The sequence below is a fragment of the Propionivibrio sp. genome (assembly GCF_047602565.1).
In the GTDB taxonomy this organism is placed as follows: domain Bacteria; phylum Pseudomonadota; class Gammaproteobacteria; order Burkholderiales; family Rhodocyclaceae; genus Propionivibrio.
The window spans coordinates 326,332-342,161 of sequence record NZ_JASGGX010000001.1 but is presented as its reverse complement, the minus strand read 5'-3'; the positions used below and the strand labels follow the sequence as shown (position 1 = coordinate 342,161).

13 protein-coding genes, 1 other RNA gene and 3 pseudogenes are annotated in these 15,830 nt (G+C 64.2%); 10 read left to right on the top strand and 7 right to left on the bottom strand.

What is annotated here, in order from left to right; all coding sequences use genetic code 11:
* Positions 1–919: 919 nt before the first annotated feature.
* The 6 genes and pseudogenes from QM701_RS01530 to QM701_RS01505 form a co-directional block, all read right to left on the bottom strand.
* Positions 920–1,096: pseudogene (locus QM701_RS01530) on the bottom strand (ORF6N domain-containing protein); the annotation flags it as partial.
* Positions 1,097–1,234: 138 nt separating this feature from the next.
* Positions 1,235–3,490 carry a peptidase domain-containing ABC transporter gene (locus tag QM701_RS01525; RefSeq protein WP_415165348.1) on the bottom strand — a complete coding sequence of 752 codons (2,256 nt, stop codon included), beginning with the start codon at positions 3,488–3,490 and terminating at the stop codon, positions 1,235–1,237.
* 334 nt (positions 3,491–3,824) lie between these two features.
* A complete protein-coding gene (locus QM701_RS01520) occupies positions 3,825–5,747 on the bottom strand; it encodes a diguanylate cyclase (protein WP_415165347.1) in 1,923 nt (640 codons plus the stop codon).
* Positions 5,748–6,030: 283 nt separating this feature from the next.
* Positions 6,031–6,741: an SAM-dependent methyltransferase gene (locus QM701_RS01515; RefSeq protein WP_415165346.1), complete on the bottom strand. Its 711-nt coding sequence runs from the start codon at positions 6,739–6,741 to the stop codon at positions 6,031–6,033.
* A 13-nt stretch (positions 6,742–6,754) separates the two neighbouring features.
* Entirely contained in the window at positions 6,755–7,018 is a 264-nt protein-coding gene (locus QM701_RS01510) for a Maf family protein (RefSeq protein WP_415165345.1), read from the bottom strand.
* An 82-nt stretch (positions 7,019–7,100) separates the two neighbouring features.
* Positions 7,101–7,340: pseudogene (locus QM701_RS01505) on the bottom strand (Maf family protein); the annotation flags it as partial.
* 132 nt (positions 7,341–7,472) lie between these two features.
* On the opposite strand from QM701_RS01505, the gene QM701_RS01500 reads away from it, so the two are divergent.
* The 9 genes and pseudogenes from QM701_RS01500 (at position 7,473) to QM701_RS01460 (ending at position 14,054) form a co-directional block, all read left to right on the top strand.
* Positions 7,473–7,958: a YceD family protein gene (locus QM701_RS01500; protein WP_415165344.1), complete on the top strand. Its 486-nt coding sequence runs from the start codon at positions 7,473–7,475 to the stop codon at positions 7,956–7,958.
* 22 nt (positions 7,959–7,980) lie between these two features.
* Positions 7,981–8,160: a 50S ribosomal protein L32 gene (gene rpmF / locus QM701_RS01495; RefSeq protein ID WP_415165343.1), complete on the top strand. Its 180-nt coding sequence runs from the start codon at positions 7,981–7,983 to the stop codon at positions 8,158–8,160.
* A 66-nt stretch (positions 8,161–8,226) separates the two neighbouring features.
* Positions 8,227–9,252, top strand: coding sequence for a phosphate acyltransferase PlsX (gene plsX / locus QM701_RS01490; RefSeq protein ID WP_415165342.1), 1,026 nt, complete (start codon positions 8,227–8,229; stop codon positions 9,250–9,252).
* Positions 9,249–10,211, top strand: coding sequence for a beta-ketoacyl-ACP synthase III (locus QM701_RS01485; protein ID WP_415165341.1), 963 nt, complete (start codon positions 9,249–9,251; stop codon positions 10,209–10,211). The genes plsX and QM701_RS01485 overlap by 4 nt, the downstream gene beginning before the upstream one ends.
* Positions 10,212–10,224: 13 nt before the next feature.
* Entirely contained in the window at positions 10,225–11,163 is a 939-nt protein-coding gene (fabD, locus tag QM701_RS01480) for an ACP S-malonyltransferase (protein WP_415165340.1), read from the top strand.
* A 3-nt stretch (positions 11,164–11,166) separates the two neighbouring features.
* The gene (fabG, locus tag QM701_RS01475; protein ID WP_415165339.1) at positions 11,167–11,910 is read left to right on the top strand and encodes a 3-oxoacyl-ACP reductase FabG; all 744 of its coding nucleotides are present in this window, start codon (positions 11,167–11,169) and stop codon (positions 11,908–11,910) included.
* A 120-nt stretch (positions 11,911–12,030) separates the two neighbouring features.
* Positions 12,031–12,267: an acyl carrier protein gene (gene acpP / locus QM701_RS01470; protein WP_415165338.1), complete on the top strand. Its 237-nt coding sequence runs from the start codon at positions 12,031–12,033 to the stop codon at positions 12,265–12,267.
* Between the two features lie 90 nt (positions 12,268–12,357).
* A pseudogene (fabF, locus tag QM701_RS01465) lies at positions 12,358–13,594 on the top strand (beta-ketoacyl-ACP synthase II).
* 88 nt (positions 13,595–13,682) lie between these two features.
* Positions 13,683–14,054, top strand: coding sequence for a protein YgfX (locus QM701_RS01460; RefSeq protein WP_415169326.1), 372 nt, complete (start codon positions 13,683–13,685; stop codon positions 14,052–14,054).
* Here the strand turns inward: QM701_RS01460 and nadB are convergent.
* On the bottom strand, positions 14,020–15,609 hold the full coding sequence (nadB, locus tag QM701_RS01455; protein WP_415165337.1) for an L-aspartate oxidase: 1,590 nt from the start codon (positions 15,607–15,609) through the stop codon (positions 14,020–14,022). The genes QM701_RS01460 and nadB overlap by 35 nt on opposite strands.
* Positions 15,610–15,699: 90 nt before the next feature.
* Between nadB and ffs the strand changes: the two genes are divergently transcribed.
* Positions 15,700–15,797, top strand: an RNA gene (gene ffs / locus QM701_RS01450) — signal recognition particle sRNA small type.
* The last annotated feature ends 33 nt before the right edge of the window (positions 15,798–15,830 follow it).

The window sequence follows — 15,830 nt, the reverse complement described above, 5'->3', positions numbered from 1 at the left end:
TATAAAATTAGTGTTTACGACATTTTATGTTTTATATATTGAGACAATTAGTTGGAAAAAAGATAGTTCAGCGTAGTAGGCTGAAAATATCCATATAAATGTATTTTGCTTATATAAAAACAGTAAAGATATTGCGACAGCAAGCAAAATAATCTCTTTGATATACCAATTTCTTGAAGAGAAGTTTATGAAACCAATTAGAGATGCTTGAAATAAATACCTTAAAAATCCGATACTAAATATTATTCCTGTAAGTTCATTTACCTCGAAAGAATATTTTTTTTGTACAACAAATAAAAGAATAATAATTACAGTATCTAACCAGCCTGGAAAAATGCTAAATAACACCATTCTCTTGTTAAAGAATCGAGCCAAAGGAGGCGCTACCATTTCATTTTTCTCATTAGATTCCACGTATTTCATTGAGCGGGTAGTACGCTGCTAAAACAGAAAGCAATAGGTTATCAAGCTCATAATTGAGACGGCCCATCTGGATTTTTTTTCAAAAAGAAATCTTGCTAACGAGGTGTCGCTATATTTTTTGTCCATTTCCATGCCAAGACTAAATTCAGAAAGGCATATTATTGGCGCCCAAACAGTGAACGTGCTTAATAAGTAATCAGCAGCTTCTTTCATACCAGCAAGTTGAATTTTTAAAGCCTCAGTATCATTTCTCTTTATGAATTAATAAAAGTTATTAAAATTAGTGTTCCGAAAATTAGTGAAAGAATTAGCCACTGTGAGAAATGAAAGGCTGCTTTTTCTGAGGAAAACATACGTTTTATAAGTTGAGAAATAAAAAAAGCGGTAAGTGAAAGAAATACACCACTTAAAAAAGTCCATAAAAGCATTCTTTGCATACAAAAACCGATCTCATCAATGCTGTCTGATAAAATGCTGAATGGATTCTATCGGCTTGTTAATGCTTTTGCAATATGACGTAAGCTATATTGTCAGCGGCTGGTATGCGACGTGTGACGCCTTGTTCGGTAAAGGCATACGGTGCCGTGTGGTAGCCGCCATGCCCAGTGTTTGAGATCACAATCCGTGATCTCAAAGCTGCAATGTCATGATTCTCAAACTGGAGCATGAAATCCTCGGGAAACGATCCAAGTCGTGCTTGAACCGGTCACAATTTGTGACCGGTTCAGTGCATCAAGCTCGGTAGCATTCAGGCGGAATGTGAAATGGAAGTCATGTAAACACCAAAACCGACGCGCATCACGCATGGATTTCATTCCCTGTCCTCTCCCACGACACCGACCTGAGTGCTGTGCTGGCTATCCTGTCCGAAGGAGAACACGGCATCGACGTGCAGTCCCTTGGGAATCTGGTGGGTGATGAAGAGCATCGTGACCTTGCCCTTGAGCTGGTTGATCGTTCTCGCGAAGTGCTCGGCGGTGTGCTGGTCGAGGTTGGAGACGGCCTCGTCGAAGATCAGGATCTTCGGGCGTTTCAGCAGGGCTCGCGCGATGGCGATCCGCTGCCGCTGCCCGCCGGAGAGTCCCGTCCCCCGCTCGCCGATCTCGGTCTGGTAGCCGTCCGGGAGGTGTTCGATCACCTCGTGGATTTCGGCGGCCTTGCAGGCGGCGATGACGTCCTCGAAGCTCGCGTGCGGATGCGCCATGGCCAGGTTGTCGTAGAGCGTGCCGGAGAAGAGCACCGTCTCCTGCGGCACCACCCCGAAGACGCGCCGCAGTTCGTTGGCCGCCAGCGTGCGGATGTCCTGGCCGTCCAGGGTGATCCGCCCCTCCTGGGGCGGATAGAAGCCGAGCATGAGCTTGGCCAGCGTGCTCTTGCCGCAGCCGGACGGGCCCATGATCACGGTCAGCCGTCCCGGCTGGAAGGCCAGGTCGAGGTGGCGGTACAGCCAGGGCAGGTGCTCGCCGTAGCGGAAGGCGAGGTTCTCGATGACGAGGTGGCCGGCGCCCCGGGACGGTTCGCGTGCCGGGGTCAGGGTGTGCGGCTCCTGCGGCAGGTCGAGGATGTCGCCCAGGCGGGCCACCGCGATGCGCGCCTGCTGGAACTCCTGCCACAGGCCGACCAGGCGCAGCATCGGCTGGCTCATGCGCCCGGCGAACATCTGGAAGGCGACCAGCATGCCGACGGTGAAGACCCTGCCGTCCCGGCCGCTCTCCATGACCAGCAGCGCGCCGACGATCAGGATCGACAGGGTCATCACCTGTTCGAGGGCATTGGCGAGGACGTTGTAGCTGTTGCCGACCTGCTTGGTGGAGAAGCCGGCGGCGAGGTAGTCGGCCAGCAGGTCGCCGTATTTGCGGTCGATGTCCGCCTCCATCTGCAGGGATTTGACCGTGCCCATGCCGGCGATGTACTCGGTGAGGAAGGCCTGGTTGCGGGCGCCGAGCATGAACTGGCGGTTGAGCTTGTCCCGGAAGAGCGGGGCGACCAGGACGCTGATCAGGCCGATGGTGCCGAGCAGGCCGACGGCGATCAGCGAGAGCTGCCAGGAGTAGGCGAACATCACCGCCAGGAAGATGAGCAGGAAGGGAAAGTCGAGGATCAGGGTGACGGCGGCGCCGGAGACGAATTCGCGGATGGTCTCGACGCCGTGCAGGCGGGCGACGAGGACGCCGGTGGGGCGGTGTTCGAAGTACGGCAGCGGCAGGTGCAGGAGGTGCCGGAGGACGGCGCTGCCGAGCACGGCGTCGATGCGGTTGCCGGTGTGCAGGACGAGGTACTGGCGCAGCCAGGTCATGCCGGCGGAGAAGAGCATGAACATCACCAGGGCGACGCCGAGGACGAGCAGGGTGCTCTGGGTCTGGTGCACGACGACCTTGTCGATGATCACCTGGGTGAACAGGGGCGTGACCAGGCCGGCGAGTTGGAGGGCGAGGGAGGCCAGCAGCACGTCGCGCCAGATGGCTTGGTGTTTCAGGAGTTCGGGGAGGAACCAGGCGAAGCCGAAGGCTTTCTTCTCGGTCTCGAAGCCGGGGATGGCTTCGTTCTCGCCGGTGGCGGCGCGGTCGCGGGCGACGAGGATGAGTTCGGGGTGGAGGCGGGGGGCGAGGTCGTCGAGCGGGAGGGTTTCGGGGGCCTGGGCGCCGGCGCGGAAGGCGAGGAGCTGGCGGCCGTCGGATTTGAGCAGAAGGAGCGGGGTGGGTGGGGTGGGTGGGGTGGGTGGGGTGGGTGGGGTGGCCGGTGCGGGGGGCTCCTCCTCCGCTTTACTGGACCCCGGCGTGCGCCGGGGTGACGGGGGCTCCGGGGACGGGGAAGGCGCTTCGGCAACGGGGGCCTTCAGGAAGGCGATGGCGGGAAAGTGGAGGCGGTGCCAGTCGAGGCCGGCGAGGCGGCAGGCGCCGGTCTTGAAGCCGAGGGCGCGGGCGGCGTCATGCAGGGTGGCGCGGGTGGTCGGTGGCGGAAAGTCCTGGGCGACCAGCGCGGCGTCGAACGGGAGGCGGAACAGGCCGCTCAGGCTGCCGAGCAGCCAGAGCAGGTCTTCATGGCGCAGCGCCTCCGGAGCCGACATGCCGATAACCTTTCGTATTATTAAAAATGGTTAAGAAGGCAACGATTTTAAGGCTCATATCATGCGGATGCAATATGACGAAAGTTATAGAGCTATCCCGGTGGCGAGCTATCGATGAGGCCCGAAGATGTATGAATCCGTCACTTCGGCGCAAGCCGGGGGCCAGTCGGCGGCTGCTCTCCGACACTGGATACCGGCTTGCGCCGGTATGACGGCGACTTTCTATTTCATCGGGCCGAGCCGATGAGAAAACGCTGATTTATTCGTTACCCTGGCGGAGGCCGGAGGCCGGGGGCCGGGTCGTCGGTGTTCCCGGATTCAGCTTTTTCCGGCCCTACGCCGCGCCTTCGGCCACCACCCGGTTGCGGCCGGCTTTCTTGGCCTGGTACAGGGCAGCGTCGGCCGTCTGGATCAGCGCCTGGCTGTCCTGCGTCTTGCCGCCGGCCAGGGCGACGCCGATGCTGAGAGTGACCGGAATCCGCCGGCCTTCCCAGATGAAATCGGCGTCCTCGACCTGCATCCGGATGCGCTCGGCGATCTGCAGGGCGATCTTCGACGGAGCGTTGGTGAGGATGGCGACGAATTCCTCGCCGCCGTAGCGGAACACCATGTCCTCGGTACGGGCGGCGCTGCGCAGGATGGCGGCCAACTGCCTGAGCACGGCGTCGCCCGCGGCATGCCCGAAGGTGTCGTTGATCTGCTTGAAATGGTCGATGTCCATCATCAGGCAGGCCAGCGGCGCGCCGCTGGATTGCGTGAAGAGCAGTTCCGAGGCCAGGAAATCCATGCCGTTGCGGCGATTGGGCAGTTGCGTCAGGGTGTCGGTCAGCGCGTCCTGCAGGAGCTTTTTCTGGGCCGTGGCGAATTCGTCGGTCGAGCGCATCACGCCCTGGCGCTCGCGATGGATCTGCTCCCTCAGCATGCGCATGCGGCCGGCGGTGGTGAGGTGGACGCGCAAGGCCTGTTCGTTGATCGGTTTGATCAGCACGTCGTCCGCACCGGCGTCGATGAGTTCGAGCGAACGGCCTTCCTGCTCGGGAGACGCCAGGAAAAGCGCGTAGCAGTCTTCGCCGGCGGCGCTCCGGCGCAGGCGGCGGCAGAAGTCCACCGGGTCCGGTCCCGGCGCGGACAGGTCGGCGATCACGATCTGGGCGGGGCGCTTGAGCAGTGCGGCCAGTGCCTTGGGGCCGTCGTCGACCAGCACGGGCTGATGCCCCATGGCTTCAATCAGGCGCATCAGCGGCTGGAGTTCGTCCAGCGGGATGCCGATCAGCTGGACGTTCAGGCCGGCCGCCCGCGCGCGGCGGTCCTCGCCGGGCGGCGTGGCCGCCATCCGGCGCATCGGCGGCGTGGCCGCCAGGATTTCGGCGAACGGCGGGATGTCCCGCGTGCGCACCTGCAGCTTGGCGCCCCATTCCCGCCAGCCGGCGACCACCCGGTTGACGAGCTCGTTGAGCGTCCCGCCGCTGATGCCGAGGCGCGCGGCGCGCGAGAGCAGGCCGGGCAGCAGGCTCCAGCGCGATTCTTCCTCGACCATGCAGATCTGGGCGAGCGCGCTGGCGAAGCTCAGCGAATAGGTCAGGGTCTGCACCCGCGATCCGGCGTCGAAGCCGGCGGCGTCGGGGTTTTCGTAGTGGAAGGCGGCCTGGATGAGCACTTCCGGCAGGCCCCATTCGCACAGGAGGCTGGCGGCGAGTTCATGGTGATCGAACTGGAAGCGCTTCTGCTCCAGTTCCTCGATCGGCGTTCCGCGCTCGCGCGCCTTGATCAGGACGCCGGCGTAGTCGTCCGGGAACAGCGTGGCCAGGGCCAGCTCGCCGACGCGCGAGAGCAGGCCGATGGTGAAGATTTCCTCGCTGGCGATCTGGGCGACGTGGGCGAGTTCCTGGCAGGCGATGCCGGTGGCGAGGGAGTGGCCCCAGAAGCGTTCGTAGTCGAACTCGGCGCATTGCCCGCTGCGGTGGCTGTGCATGACCGACAGGCCGATGACCAGGTCGCGCACGCGGAACGAGCCGAGCGCCACGATCGCCCGCTGCAGGGAGATGATCGGGCGCGAACGGCCGAACGCCGCGGCGTTGGCGAAGTAGAGGATGCGCCCCGCGATCGCCGGGTCGGACTGGACGAGCTGGACCAGGTCGGCGACGCGGTAGTCGTCGCGCTGCAGCAGCCGGATGATCGATAAAGCCACGCCCTTGGGCGAAGGCAGCTTGCCCGTGGCCTTGAGTTCTGCGAAGCGGTCTGGAGCGACGAAACGCATCCGGAATTCCTCCTAGCCTGCCTGGCGCATCGCTTGCCGTTCCGTAATCGACGCCATCATAACCCGCCGCCGGGGAGGCGGTCACGCCTGGAGTTGGAGTTCCGTCGCACGAGCGCCTCCAATCCGGCTCCTCCCCCTTCAAGGGGGAGGTTGGGTGGGGGATGGGGTTGTCTTTGCAGCGATGACGTGAGGCAACGCACGCCTTTTACCCCATCCCCACCCCGGCCCTCCCCTTGAAGGGGAGGGAGAGGCCGCCGCGCGGGCATTCGGGCGATTGGCCTGATCACGCCTGCAACAGAAATACGGTTGGGCGTTTGTCGATGTCGGGCAGTTCCCGGCGCTTCCAGTCGCCGCAACGCAGCGTCATGATGCGCTGGCCGGGCAGGGTGAGGTCGGTGGCGATGCCGATGCGGGTTTGCGGCGAACAGGCGGCGAGCAGGGATTCGAGCATCTTCCGGTTGCGGTAGGGCGTCTCGATGAACAGCTGGGTCCGGCCGGCGCGGCGGGATTCGCCTTCGAGTTCCTGGATGCGCTTTTTGCGCTGGTCGTCCTTGGCCGGGAGGTAGCCGTGGAAGGCGAAGCTCTGCCCGCACAGCCCCGAGCCCATCAGGGCCAGCAGCAGGGACGACGGGCCGACCAGCGGCATCACCGCAATGCCGGCCTCGTGCGCCAGGGCGACCAGCGCCGCGCCCGGATCGGCCACGGCGGGGCAGCCGGCTTCCGAGACCAGGCCGACGTCGTCGCCGGCGAGCAGGGGCACGAGCAGCTGCGCGACCGCCTGCGGCGGCGTGTGTTCGTTGAGCTCCTGTATATCTATATGCTGCAGCGGCGAGGCGGACGGCAGGGATTTGAGGAACGCCCGCGCCGACTTCGCGTTTTCGGCGACGAAATGCGTCAGCCGCGCGGCCTGCGCGACCACCGGCTCCGGCAGGACTTCCCGCGCGGGCGCCGGGCCGAGCGGCACCGGGATCAGGTAGAGCGTGCCCGCGCTCACCGGGCGGCTCTTTTCACAGCACGGGGCATCCGGCCTCCTCTAGCAGATCGCAGAGCGCGATCAGCGGCAGGCCGATCAGGGCGTTCGGATCGTCGCCCTGCATGCGCGCGATGATGGCGATGCCGAGCCCCTCGGACTTGGCGGCGCCGGCGCATTGGTAGGGCTGTTCCCGGCGCAGGTAGCTTTCGATGGCCGCGTCGTCCAGGTCGCGGAAGGTGACCAGGGTGGGGACGCCGCGCACCCGCGCCTGCCCGGTGCGGGCGTCGAGCAGGCACAAGCCGGTGAAGAAGTTCGACCGTCCGGCCGCGCATCGTCCGCAGCTGCCGGACCGCGTTGTCGTGCGTTCCAGGCTTGCCGTAGGCCTGGCCGTCGAGCACGGCGACCTGGTCGCTGCCGATGATCAGGGCCTCGGGAAACTGCGCGGCGACGGCGCGGGCCTTGGCCTCGGACAGCCTGAGCACGGTGTCTTCCGGGGCTTCGTCGGGCAGCGGCGATTCGTCGGTGCGGGGATTGGCGATTTCGAACGAAACGCCGAGGCGGCCGAGCAGCTCGCGGCGGAACGGCGAGGTCGATGCCAGGACAAGTTGTCTGCAGGTCATGGGAAGATAGGCGAAAATCGCGGCGTTTTCGCAGCAGGATTCAAAAAAGGGAAGAAATCCAGATAGTTGCGACGGGTGCTTTGTTTAAATTGCTTTGACTTCGGGGGGCGAAAATAATATCATGCGCGCCTTATGTCGCAACGGGTCGTAATAGACAGCCTGGCCTTTGCGCGGGAAGGCGGTTCGCTGCAAGGCGAATTGCCGGTGGCAAGTCTGGCGCGAGTGCTCGACATGCTGACCGATCCGGCCGGCGATCTTAGCTATCGCGTACAGGGACGGATGGGGCCGCGCAACCGGCCGCAACTGGTTCTGGAAGTGGATGGCGTACTGTCCGTGCGCTGCCAGCGTTGCCTCGAAGGAATTGACTCTCCGGTCAGGATTCGCTCCCTGCTGGAACTGGTCAAGGACGAAGAAGAACTGACGCAGGAGGAAATCGAGGATGACTCGAAGGATTTCCTCACGGCGCAAAAGGAACTCGATGTCGTGGCGTTGATCGAGGACGAGATCATTCTCGATCTTCCCGCGGCGCCGCGTCACGAAAGTTGTGCTTTGCCCCAGGCAGGTGGTCTGTCGGAAAAGGTTTCCCCCTTTTCCGTGCTGAAGGGCAAGGTGCGGTGAATTTGATCATGGAGTAGGAATTATGGCCGTCCAACAGAACAAGAAGTCCCCGTCCAAGCGCGGCATGCATCGCGCCCACGATTTTCTGACCAACCCGCCGCTGGCCATCGAGCCGACGACCGGCGAGGTCCATCTCCGCCATCACGTCAGCCCCACCGGCTACTATCGTGGCAAGAAGGTTGCCAAGGGTTCCGCTGAATAAGACTCTGGAACTAGGCAGGTTGAATCCCGTGGGTGGGCAGCCTGCCTTTTCTTTTGCCTTTATTGGATGACTGTCACTGTCGCTATCGACTGCATGGGCGGGGACCACGGTCCCGAGGTCACCGTGCGGGCGGCGCTGGAATTCGTGCGCAAGCACGATGACGTTCGCGCCATCCTGGTGGGCATCGAGGAGAAGATCCGCCCCTTCCTCGGGAGCGCGGACGCTTCGCGCCTGGTGATCCGGCACGCCAGCGAGGTGGTGGCGATGGATGAGTCGCCGGCGCTCGCTATCCGCACCAAGAAGGATTCGTCGATGCGCGTGGCGCTCGACCTCGTCAGGAACGGCGAGGCCGACGCCTGCGTGTCGGCGGGCAACACCGGCGCGCTGATGGCCATCTCGCGGTTCGTCCTCAAGATGCTGCCGGGAATCGACCGGCCGGCGATCTGCGCCGTGCTGCCGACCATCTCGGGCCATGTGCACGTGCTGGATCTCGGCGCCAACGTGGACTGTTCCCCGGAGCACCTGCTGCAGTTCGCCATCATGGGCGTTTCGCTGGTCGGCGCGATCGAGCACAAGGAGCGTCCGACCGTCGGCCTGCTCAACATCGGCGAGGAAGACATCAAGGGCAACGACGTGGTCAAGCGCGCCGCGGAACTGCTCAAGGATTCCGGGCTCAACTTCGTCGGCAACGTCGAAGGCGACGGCCTGTACAAGGGCGAGGCCGAGGTGGTCGTCTGCGACGGCTTCGTCGGCAACGTGGCGCTCAAGGCGTCCGAGGGGCTGGCGCAGCTGCTGGCGACCTTCCTGCGCCAGGAGTTCAGCCGCAACCTGCTGACCCGGCTGGCGGCGCTGGTCGCCCTGCCCGTGATCAAGCACTTCAAGCGCCGCGTCAACCATCGCCGCTACAACGGCGCCAGTCTGCTGGGGCTGCGGGGCATCGTGGTGAAAAGCCACGGGTCCGCCGACGCCTTTTCCTTCGGCAACGCCCTCGACCGCGCGGCGGATACCGTGCGCAACGGCGTCCTGGAGCGCATCTCCCTGCGGGTGGCCCAGCAGGCGCAGCAACAACCGATTCAGGAGACCGCAGCATGATGTATGCACGTATCGCAGGCGTCGGCAGTTATCTGCCGGGTTCGCCCGTCAGCAATGACGACCTCGCCCGGCGCGGCGTCGCCACCACCGACGAGTGGATCGTCACCCGCACCGGCATCCGGACGCGCTACCTGGCCGAGCCCGGCGTCACCTCCAGCGACCTCGCTCTCGAGGCCAGCCGCCGCGCGCTCGAAGCCGCGGGCGCGGAGGCCGCGGAGCTCGACCTGATCATCGTCGCCACCTCGACGCCCGATTTCATCTTCCCGAGCACGGCGTGCCTGCTGCAGGCGAAACTCGGCAACGTCGGCGCCATGGCCTTCGACGTGCAGGCGGTGTGCAGCGGCTTCGTCTATGCGCTGAGCGTCGCCGAGAAATTCATCCGTTCCGGCAGCCACAAGAAGGCGCTGGTCGTCGGCGCGGAAGTCTTCTCGCGCATCCTGGACTGGCAGGACCGCACCACCTGCGTGCTGTTCGGCGACGGCGCCGGCGCCGTGGTCCTCGAAGCCTCCGACGCGCCGGGGATACTGGCCACGGCGGCGCACGCCGACGGTTCCCAGTTCGGCATCCTCTCCGTGGCGGGGCAGGTGTCCGGCGGGCAGGTCACCGGCGATCCGTTCCTGCGCATGGACGGGCAGGCCGTCTTCAAGTTCGCCGTGCGCGTCCTCTCGGAAATCGCCCAGGAATGCTGCGACAGCGCGGGCATCGCGTCGTCGGAGGTCGATTGGCTGATTCCGCACCAGGCCAACATCCGCATCATCGAATCGACGGCCAAGAAGCTCGGGCTGCCGATGGACAAGGTCGTCGTGACGGTGGATGGCCACGGCAACACCTCGGCGGCTTCCGTTCCGCTGGCGCTGGACGCGGCGATCCGCGACGGGCGCATCCGGCGCGGGCAGAAGCTCATGCTCGAAGGCGTCGGCGGCGGATTCACCTGGGGCGCCGTACTGCTTCAGTTCTAGAAGGAGAAAAACCATGGCATTCGCATTCGTGTTTCCGGGGCAGGGTTCCCAGTCGGTCGGCATGATGGGCGCGTACGGCGATTCGGCGGTGGTGCGCGCCACCTTCGACGAGGCCTCCGCGACGCTGGACCAGGATCTGTGGCAGCTCGTCGCCGAAGGGCCCGCCGAACTGCTGGCGCAGACCGTCAATACGCAGCCGCTGATGCTGACCGCGGCCATCGCGGCCTATCGCCTGTGGCTGGAGAAGGGCGGCCGGCAGCCGGCGGTGGTCGCCGGGCACAGCCTGGGCGAGTACTCGGCGCTGGTCGCGGCCGGCGTCATCGAGTTCAAGGACGCGGTGCCGCTGGTGCGCCTGCGCGCGAGCGCCATGCAGGAAGCCGTGCCGGTCGGCACGGGCGCGATGGCGGCGATCCTCAACCTGGACGACGACAAGATCCGCGAAGCCTGCGCCGAGGCCGAAGCCGAGGTCGGCGAGGGGCAGGTCGTGCAGCCGGTCAATTTCAACGGGCCGGGGCAGACCGTCATCGCCGGCAGCAAGGCCGCCGTCGAGCGCGCCTGCGAGGGCTGCAAGGCGCGGGGCGCGAAGCGTGCCGTGCTGCTGCCGGTCTCCGCGCCCTTCCATTCCTCGCTGATCCGCCCGGCGGCGGACAAGCTGGGCGCGCGCCTGGCCGAGCTCGACTTCAAGGTGCCGGCCATTCCGGTGGTCAACAACGTCGACGTCGCCATCGAAACGGACCCGGCGAAGATCAAGGACGCGCTCGTCCGCCAGGCCTATTCGCCCGTGCGCTGGGTCGAGACCGTGCAGAAGATCGCCGCCATGGGCGTGACCGACGTCGCCGAATGCGGTCCGGGCAAGGTCCTTGCCGGCCTGGTCAAGCGCTGCGCCGACGGAGTGAATGGAATCGCCCTGTGCGATGCCGCTTCGATCGAAGCCAACCTCAACCTGGAGTAATCCATGTACCTGAAAGACAAAGTCGTACTCGTCACCGGCGCGGCGCAAGGCATCGGCGCGGCGATCGTCCGCGAACTCGGCCGTCATGGAGCGACGATCGTCGGCACGGGCATCAACGAAAAGGACGCGGAGCGCATCGACGCGGCGTTGGCCGAGGCGAAGATTCCGGGACGCAGCATCGTCATGGACGTGCGCGATCCGGCCCAGATCGAAGCGGGCATCGCGCTGATCGAGAAGGAATACGGCGGCATCTACGTGCTGGTCAACAACGCCGGGATCACCCGCGACAACCTGACGATGCGCATGAAGGACGAGGAGTGGGACGCGGTGCTCGACACCAACCTCAAGGCCGTCTTCCGCCTGTGCCGCGCGGCGATGCGCGGGATGATGAAGGCGCGCGACGGGCGCATCATCAACATCTCGTCGGTGGTCGGCTACGCCGGCAACGCCGGACAGGCCAACTACTGCGCGTCGAAGGCGGGCGTGGCCGGCATGTCGCGCGCGCTGGCGCGCGAGCTGGGCAGCCGCAACATCACGGTCAACTGCGTGGCGCCCGGCTTCATCGACACCGACATGACCAAGGTGCTGGAAGAGAAGCAGCGTGCCGCGCTGGTGGCCAACGTGCCGCTCGGGCGGCTCGGCCAGCCCGAGGACATCGCCGCCGCGGTGGCCTTCCTGGCCTCGCCCGGAGGCGCCTACATCTCCGGCACGACGATCCACGTGAACGGCGGCATGTACATGAGTTGAAGCCCGCAAGGGCAGTGGGCGACTGGCCGGTTCGCCCGCTGAATCGTTGGTAAGAGCCGGTCAGTTTGTTAAAATGAGACGGTTTTGTTTCACACATGAACCTTTAAAAGGAGTCCCTTAATGGAAAATATCGAACAACGCGTCAAAAAGATCGTTGCGGAACAACTTGGCGTGAATGAAGCTGACATCAAGAACGAATCTTCATTCGTCAACGATCTCGGCGCGGATTCGTTGGATACCGTTGAGTTGGTCATGGCGCTGGAAGAGGAATTCGAGTGCGAGATCCCGGACGACGAGGCTGAGAAGATCACCAGCGTCCAGCAGGCCATCGACTACGTCGTCAGCCACAAAAAGTGATTCACCCGGAAAACGTCTGTGGACGGAACGTTCCGTCCACAGGCGTTTTTCTTCTGACCCCCATCCTTTCCTGTTTCCCCGGAGAATAAATTGACACGCAGAGTCGTCATCACAGGTCTTGGCATCGTTTCACCGGTCGGCAACACCGTCGAACAAGCCTGGCAGAACATCCTTGCCGGTCGCTCGGGGATCGACCGGATCACGCGGTTCGACGTTTCGTCGTTCCCGGTCCAGATCGCTGGCGAGGTGAAGGATTTCGACATTACCCAGTACCTGCCGGCGCGCGACGCGCGACGCATGGACATCTTCATCCACTACGGCATGGCGGCGGGCATCCAGGCGATCAAGGACGCCGGCCTCGAAGCGCATCCGGCCAACGCGGACCGGATCGGCGTGTCCATCGGCTCGGGCATCGGCGGCCTGCCGATGATCGAGACGACCCGCGACGAATTCGTGGCCTCCGGTGTGCGCAAGATTTCGCCGTTCTTCGTGCCGGGTTCGATCATCAACATGATTTCCGGCAACCTGTCGATCATGTACGGCTACAAGGGGCCGAACATCGCCCTGGTCAGCGCCTGCTCCACCGGCACGCACAGCATCGGCGACGCGGCGCGGCTGATCGAGTACGGCGATGCGGACATCATGGTCGCCGGCGGGGCGGAATGCACGGTGTCGCCGCTCGGCCTGGGCGGCTTCTGCGCGGCGCGCGCGCTGTCGACGCGCAACGACGATCCCAAGACCGCCAGCCGTCCGTGGGACAAGGACCGCGACGGCTTCGTCCTGAGCGAAGGCGCCGGCGTGATGGTGCTCGAGGAGTATGAGCACGCCAAGGCGCGCGGCGCCAGGATCTACGGCGAGCTGGCCGGCTTCGGCATGAGCGCCGACGCCAACCACATGACCGCGCCCTGCGACGACGGCGAAGGCGCCGCCCGTTGCATGACCAACGCCCTGCGCAATGCGCGCGTCGCCATCGACGAGGTGAATTATCTGAATGCGCACGGCACGTCAACGCCGCTGGGCGACGTCGCCGAGACCGTCGCGGTCAAGCGCGCGTTCGGCGATCACGCGAAGAAGCTGGTGGTCGAACTCGACCAAGTCGATGACCGGCCACCTGCTCGGCGCGGCGGGCGGCATCGAGGCGGTGTTCTCCACGCTGGCCATCTACCACCAGGTTTCGCCGCCGACTATCAACATCTTCAACCAGGACGAGGCGTGCGACCTCGACTACTGCGCCAACGAGGCGCGGCAGATGAAGATCGACGTGGCCATCTCGAATTCGTTCGGGTTCGGCGGCACCAACGCCACGGCCGTTTTCAAGCGCATCTAGGCTTTCACTGTCTCACCGGCGAACGGTGCAGTTTCCGGTTTTCATCGGACTGCGCCGTTCGCGTTTTCTCGCGGGCTCGCTCTGCGTCATGCATGGCGCGGCGGCCGGCGCCTTGCTCTGCCTGCCGTGGCCGCTCTGGCTGCGGGGCGCGCTGGTGGTCGGTCTGGCGGTGTCGCTCTGGCGCGCGCTGCGTCCGCCGCGCATCGCTTCCCTGCGCCTGAACGGCAACGGCGGGCTCGAATGCATCCTGCCGGACGGCACGCGCCTGCCGGCGACGCCGCTGGCCGACACCGCCGTCTTTTCGTGGCTGGTGGTGCTGCGCCTCAGGATGGAAGGGGAGAAGCGGCCGGTTTCGCTGCCGCTCTTCCCGGATCACATGTCGCGCGAGGAATTCCGCGTCCTGCGCCTGTGGCTGCGCTGGAGCGTCAATCCCGGGAACGATCCCGCGCCTGTTTCCTGAGGACCGTGTTTTTCGCCTTCTTCAGCATGTCCGGGTAGTCGCGGCTGAAATGCAGGCCGCGGCTCTCGCGGCGTTTCAGGGCGCAGCGGACGATCAGGTCGGCGGTCACCACCAGGTTCCGCAACTCGATCAGATCGTGGGAAACCCGGAAGTTCGCGTAGTAGTCGTGGATTTCCTTCTCCAGCAGGCGGATGCGGTGCTGGGCGCGCTGCAGGCGCTTGGTGGTGCGCACGATGCCGACGTAGTCCCACATGAAGCGGCGCAGTTCCTCCCAGTTGTGCGCGATGACGATTTCCTCGTCGGGGTCCGAGACCCGGCTTTCGTCCCATTCGGGCAGCGTGGGCCGCTCCCTTTTCGGCTGGGCAAGAATGTCGTTGACCGCGGCTTCCGCGAAGACCAGGCATTCGAGCAGCGAGTTGCTGGCCAGCCGGTTGGCGCCGTGCAGGCCGGTGCAGGAGGCCTCGCCGGCGGCGTAGAGGCCGGGAATGTCGGTGCGCGCGTGCAGGTCGGTGACGATGCCGCCGCAGGTGTAGTGCGCCGCTGGGACGACCGGGATGGGGTCGCGGGTGATGTCGATGCCCAGTTCGGAGCAGCGCGCCAGGATGTTCGGGAAGTGCTCCCGCAGGAATTCCGCCGGCTTGTGCGAGATGTCGAGGTACACGCAATCCAGGCCGCGCTTCTTCATCTCGAAGTCGATGGCGCGGGCGACGACGTCGCGCGGCGCGAGTTCGGCGCGCGCATCGTGCTCCGGCATGAAGCGCGTGCCGTCGGGCAGCTTCAACAGGCCACCTTCGCCGCGAACGGCTTCGGAGATCAGGAAGGACTTGGCCTGCGGGTGGTAGAGGCAGGTCGGGTGGAACTGGATGAATTCCATGTTGGCGACCCGGCAGCCGGCCCGCCAGGCCATGGCGATGCCGTCGCCGGACGAGGTGTCCGGGCTCGTCGTGTAGAGGTAGACCTTGCCCGCGCCGCCGGTGGCGATCAGGGTGTGCGGCGCGCCGATGGTGACCACCTCGCCCTTGGCGTTGTCCAGGGCGTAGGCGCCGTGGCAGCGGTTTTCCGCCAGCCCCAGTTTTTCGCCGGTGATCAGGTCGATGGCGATGTGGTGTTCGAGCACCGTGATGTTGGGATGCTGGCGGACGATGTTGGTCAGCGTCTCCTGTACGGCGAAGCCCGTCGCGTCGGCGACGTGGATCACCCGGCGCGCGCTGTGGCCGCCTTCGCGGGTCAGGTGGTAGCCGGCCTCGTCGCGCGAGAACTTGACGCCCTGTTCGATGAGCCAGTCGATGGCCCGCTTGCCGTTTTCGACGACGAAGCGGGTGGCCGCGGGATCGTTGAGGTGCGCGCCGGCGATGAAGGTGTCGCGGATGTGGTCCTCGACCGAATCCTTGCTGTCCAGCACGGCGGCGATGCCGCCCTGGGCCCGGGCGGAGGCGCTGTCGTCCAGCGTGCGTTTGCTGATCAGACCGACCTTGCAGAACTCGGCGAGGCGGATGGCCGCCGCCTGCCCGGCGAGGCCGCTCCCGATTACGAGAACGTCGAAGTAAAGCGCCACGTGCGGATTCCTTTGCGGGAAAAAAAGCCCGGCAAATATAGCACTGATGAGCCTGCTCCGGCGCGGGTTCGATGTGATACCATTCGCGGCGGCGGGTCTCCCCGCATCGCAGGGTGGTGAACCTGGTCAGGTCCGGAAGGAAGCAGCCACAGCCATTTACTGCGAGTGCCGGGGTAAGGCTCGCCACTTTCATTTTCTCCTCCGTTCGCGGCGCGTCGCGT

Coding starts and splice junctions, on each gene's coding strand:
- QM701_RS01525 (WP_415165348.1), bottom strand. CDS start 3,490: ATGTCGGCTCCGGAGGCGCTGCGCCATGAAGACCTGCTCTGGCTGCTC.
- QM701_RS01520 (WP_415165347.1), bottom strand. CDS start 5,747: ATGCGTTTCGTCGCTCCAGACCGCTTCGCAGAACTCAAGGCCACGGGC.
- QM701_RS01500 (WP_415165344.1), top strand. CDS start 7,473: ATGTCGCAACGGGTCGTAATAGACAGCCTGGCCTTTGCGCGGGAAGGC.
- rpmF (WP_415165343.1), top strand. CDS start 7,981: ATGGCCGTCCAACAGAACAAGAAGTCCCCGTCCAAGCGCGGCATGCAT.
- plsX (WP_415165342.1), top strand. CDS start 8,227: ATGACTGTCACTGTCGCTATCGACTGCATGGGCGGGGACCACGGTCCC.
- QM701_RS01485 (WP_415165341.1), top strand. CDS start 9,249: ATGATGTATGCACGTATCGCAGGCGTCGGCAGTTATCTGCCGGGTTCG.
- fabD (WP_415165340.1), top strand. CDS start 10,225: ATGGCATTCGCATTCGTGTTTCCGGGGCAGGGTTCCCAGTCGGTCGGC.
- fabG (WP_415165339.1), top strand. CDS start 11,167: ATGTACCTGAAAGACAAAGTCGTACTCGTCACCGGCGCGGCGCAAGGC.
- acpP (WP_415165338.1), top strand. CDS start 12,031: ATGGAAAATATCGAACAACGCGTCAAAAAGATCGTTGCGGAACAACTT.
- QM701_RS01460 (WP_415169326.1), top strand. CDS start 13,683: ATGCATGGCGCGGCGGCCGGCGCCTTGCTCTGCCTGCCGTGGCCGCTC.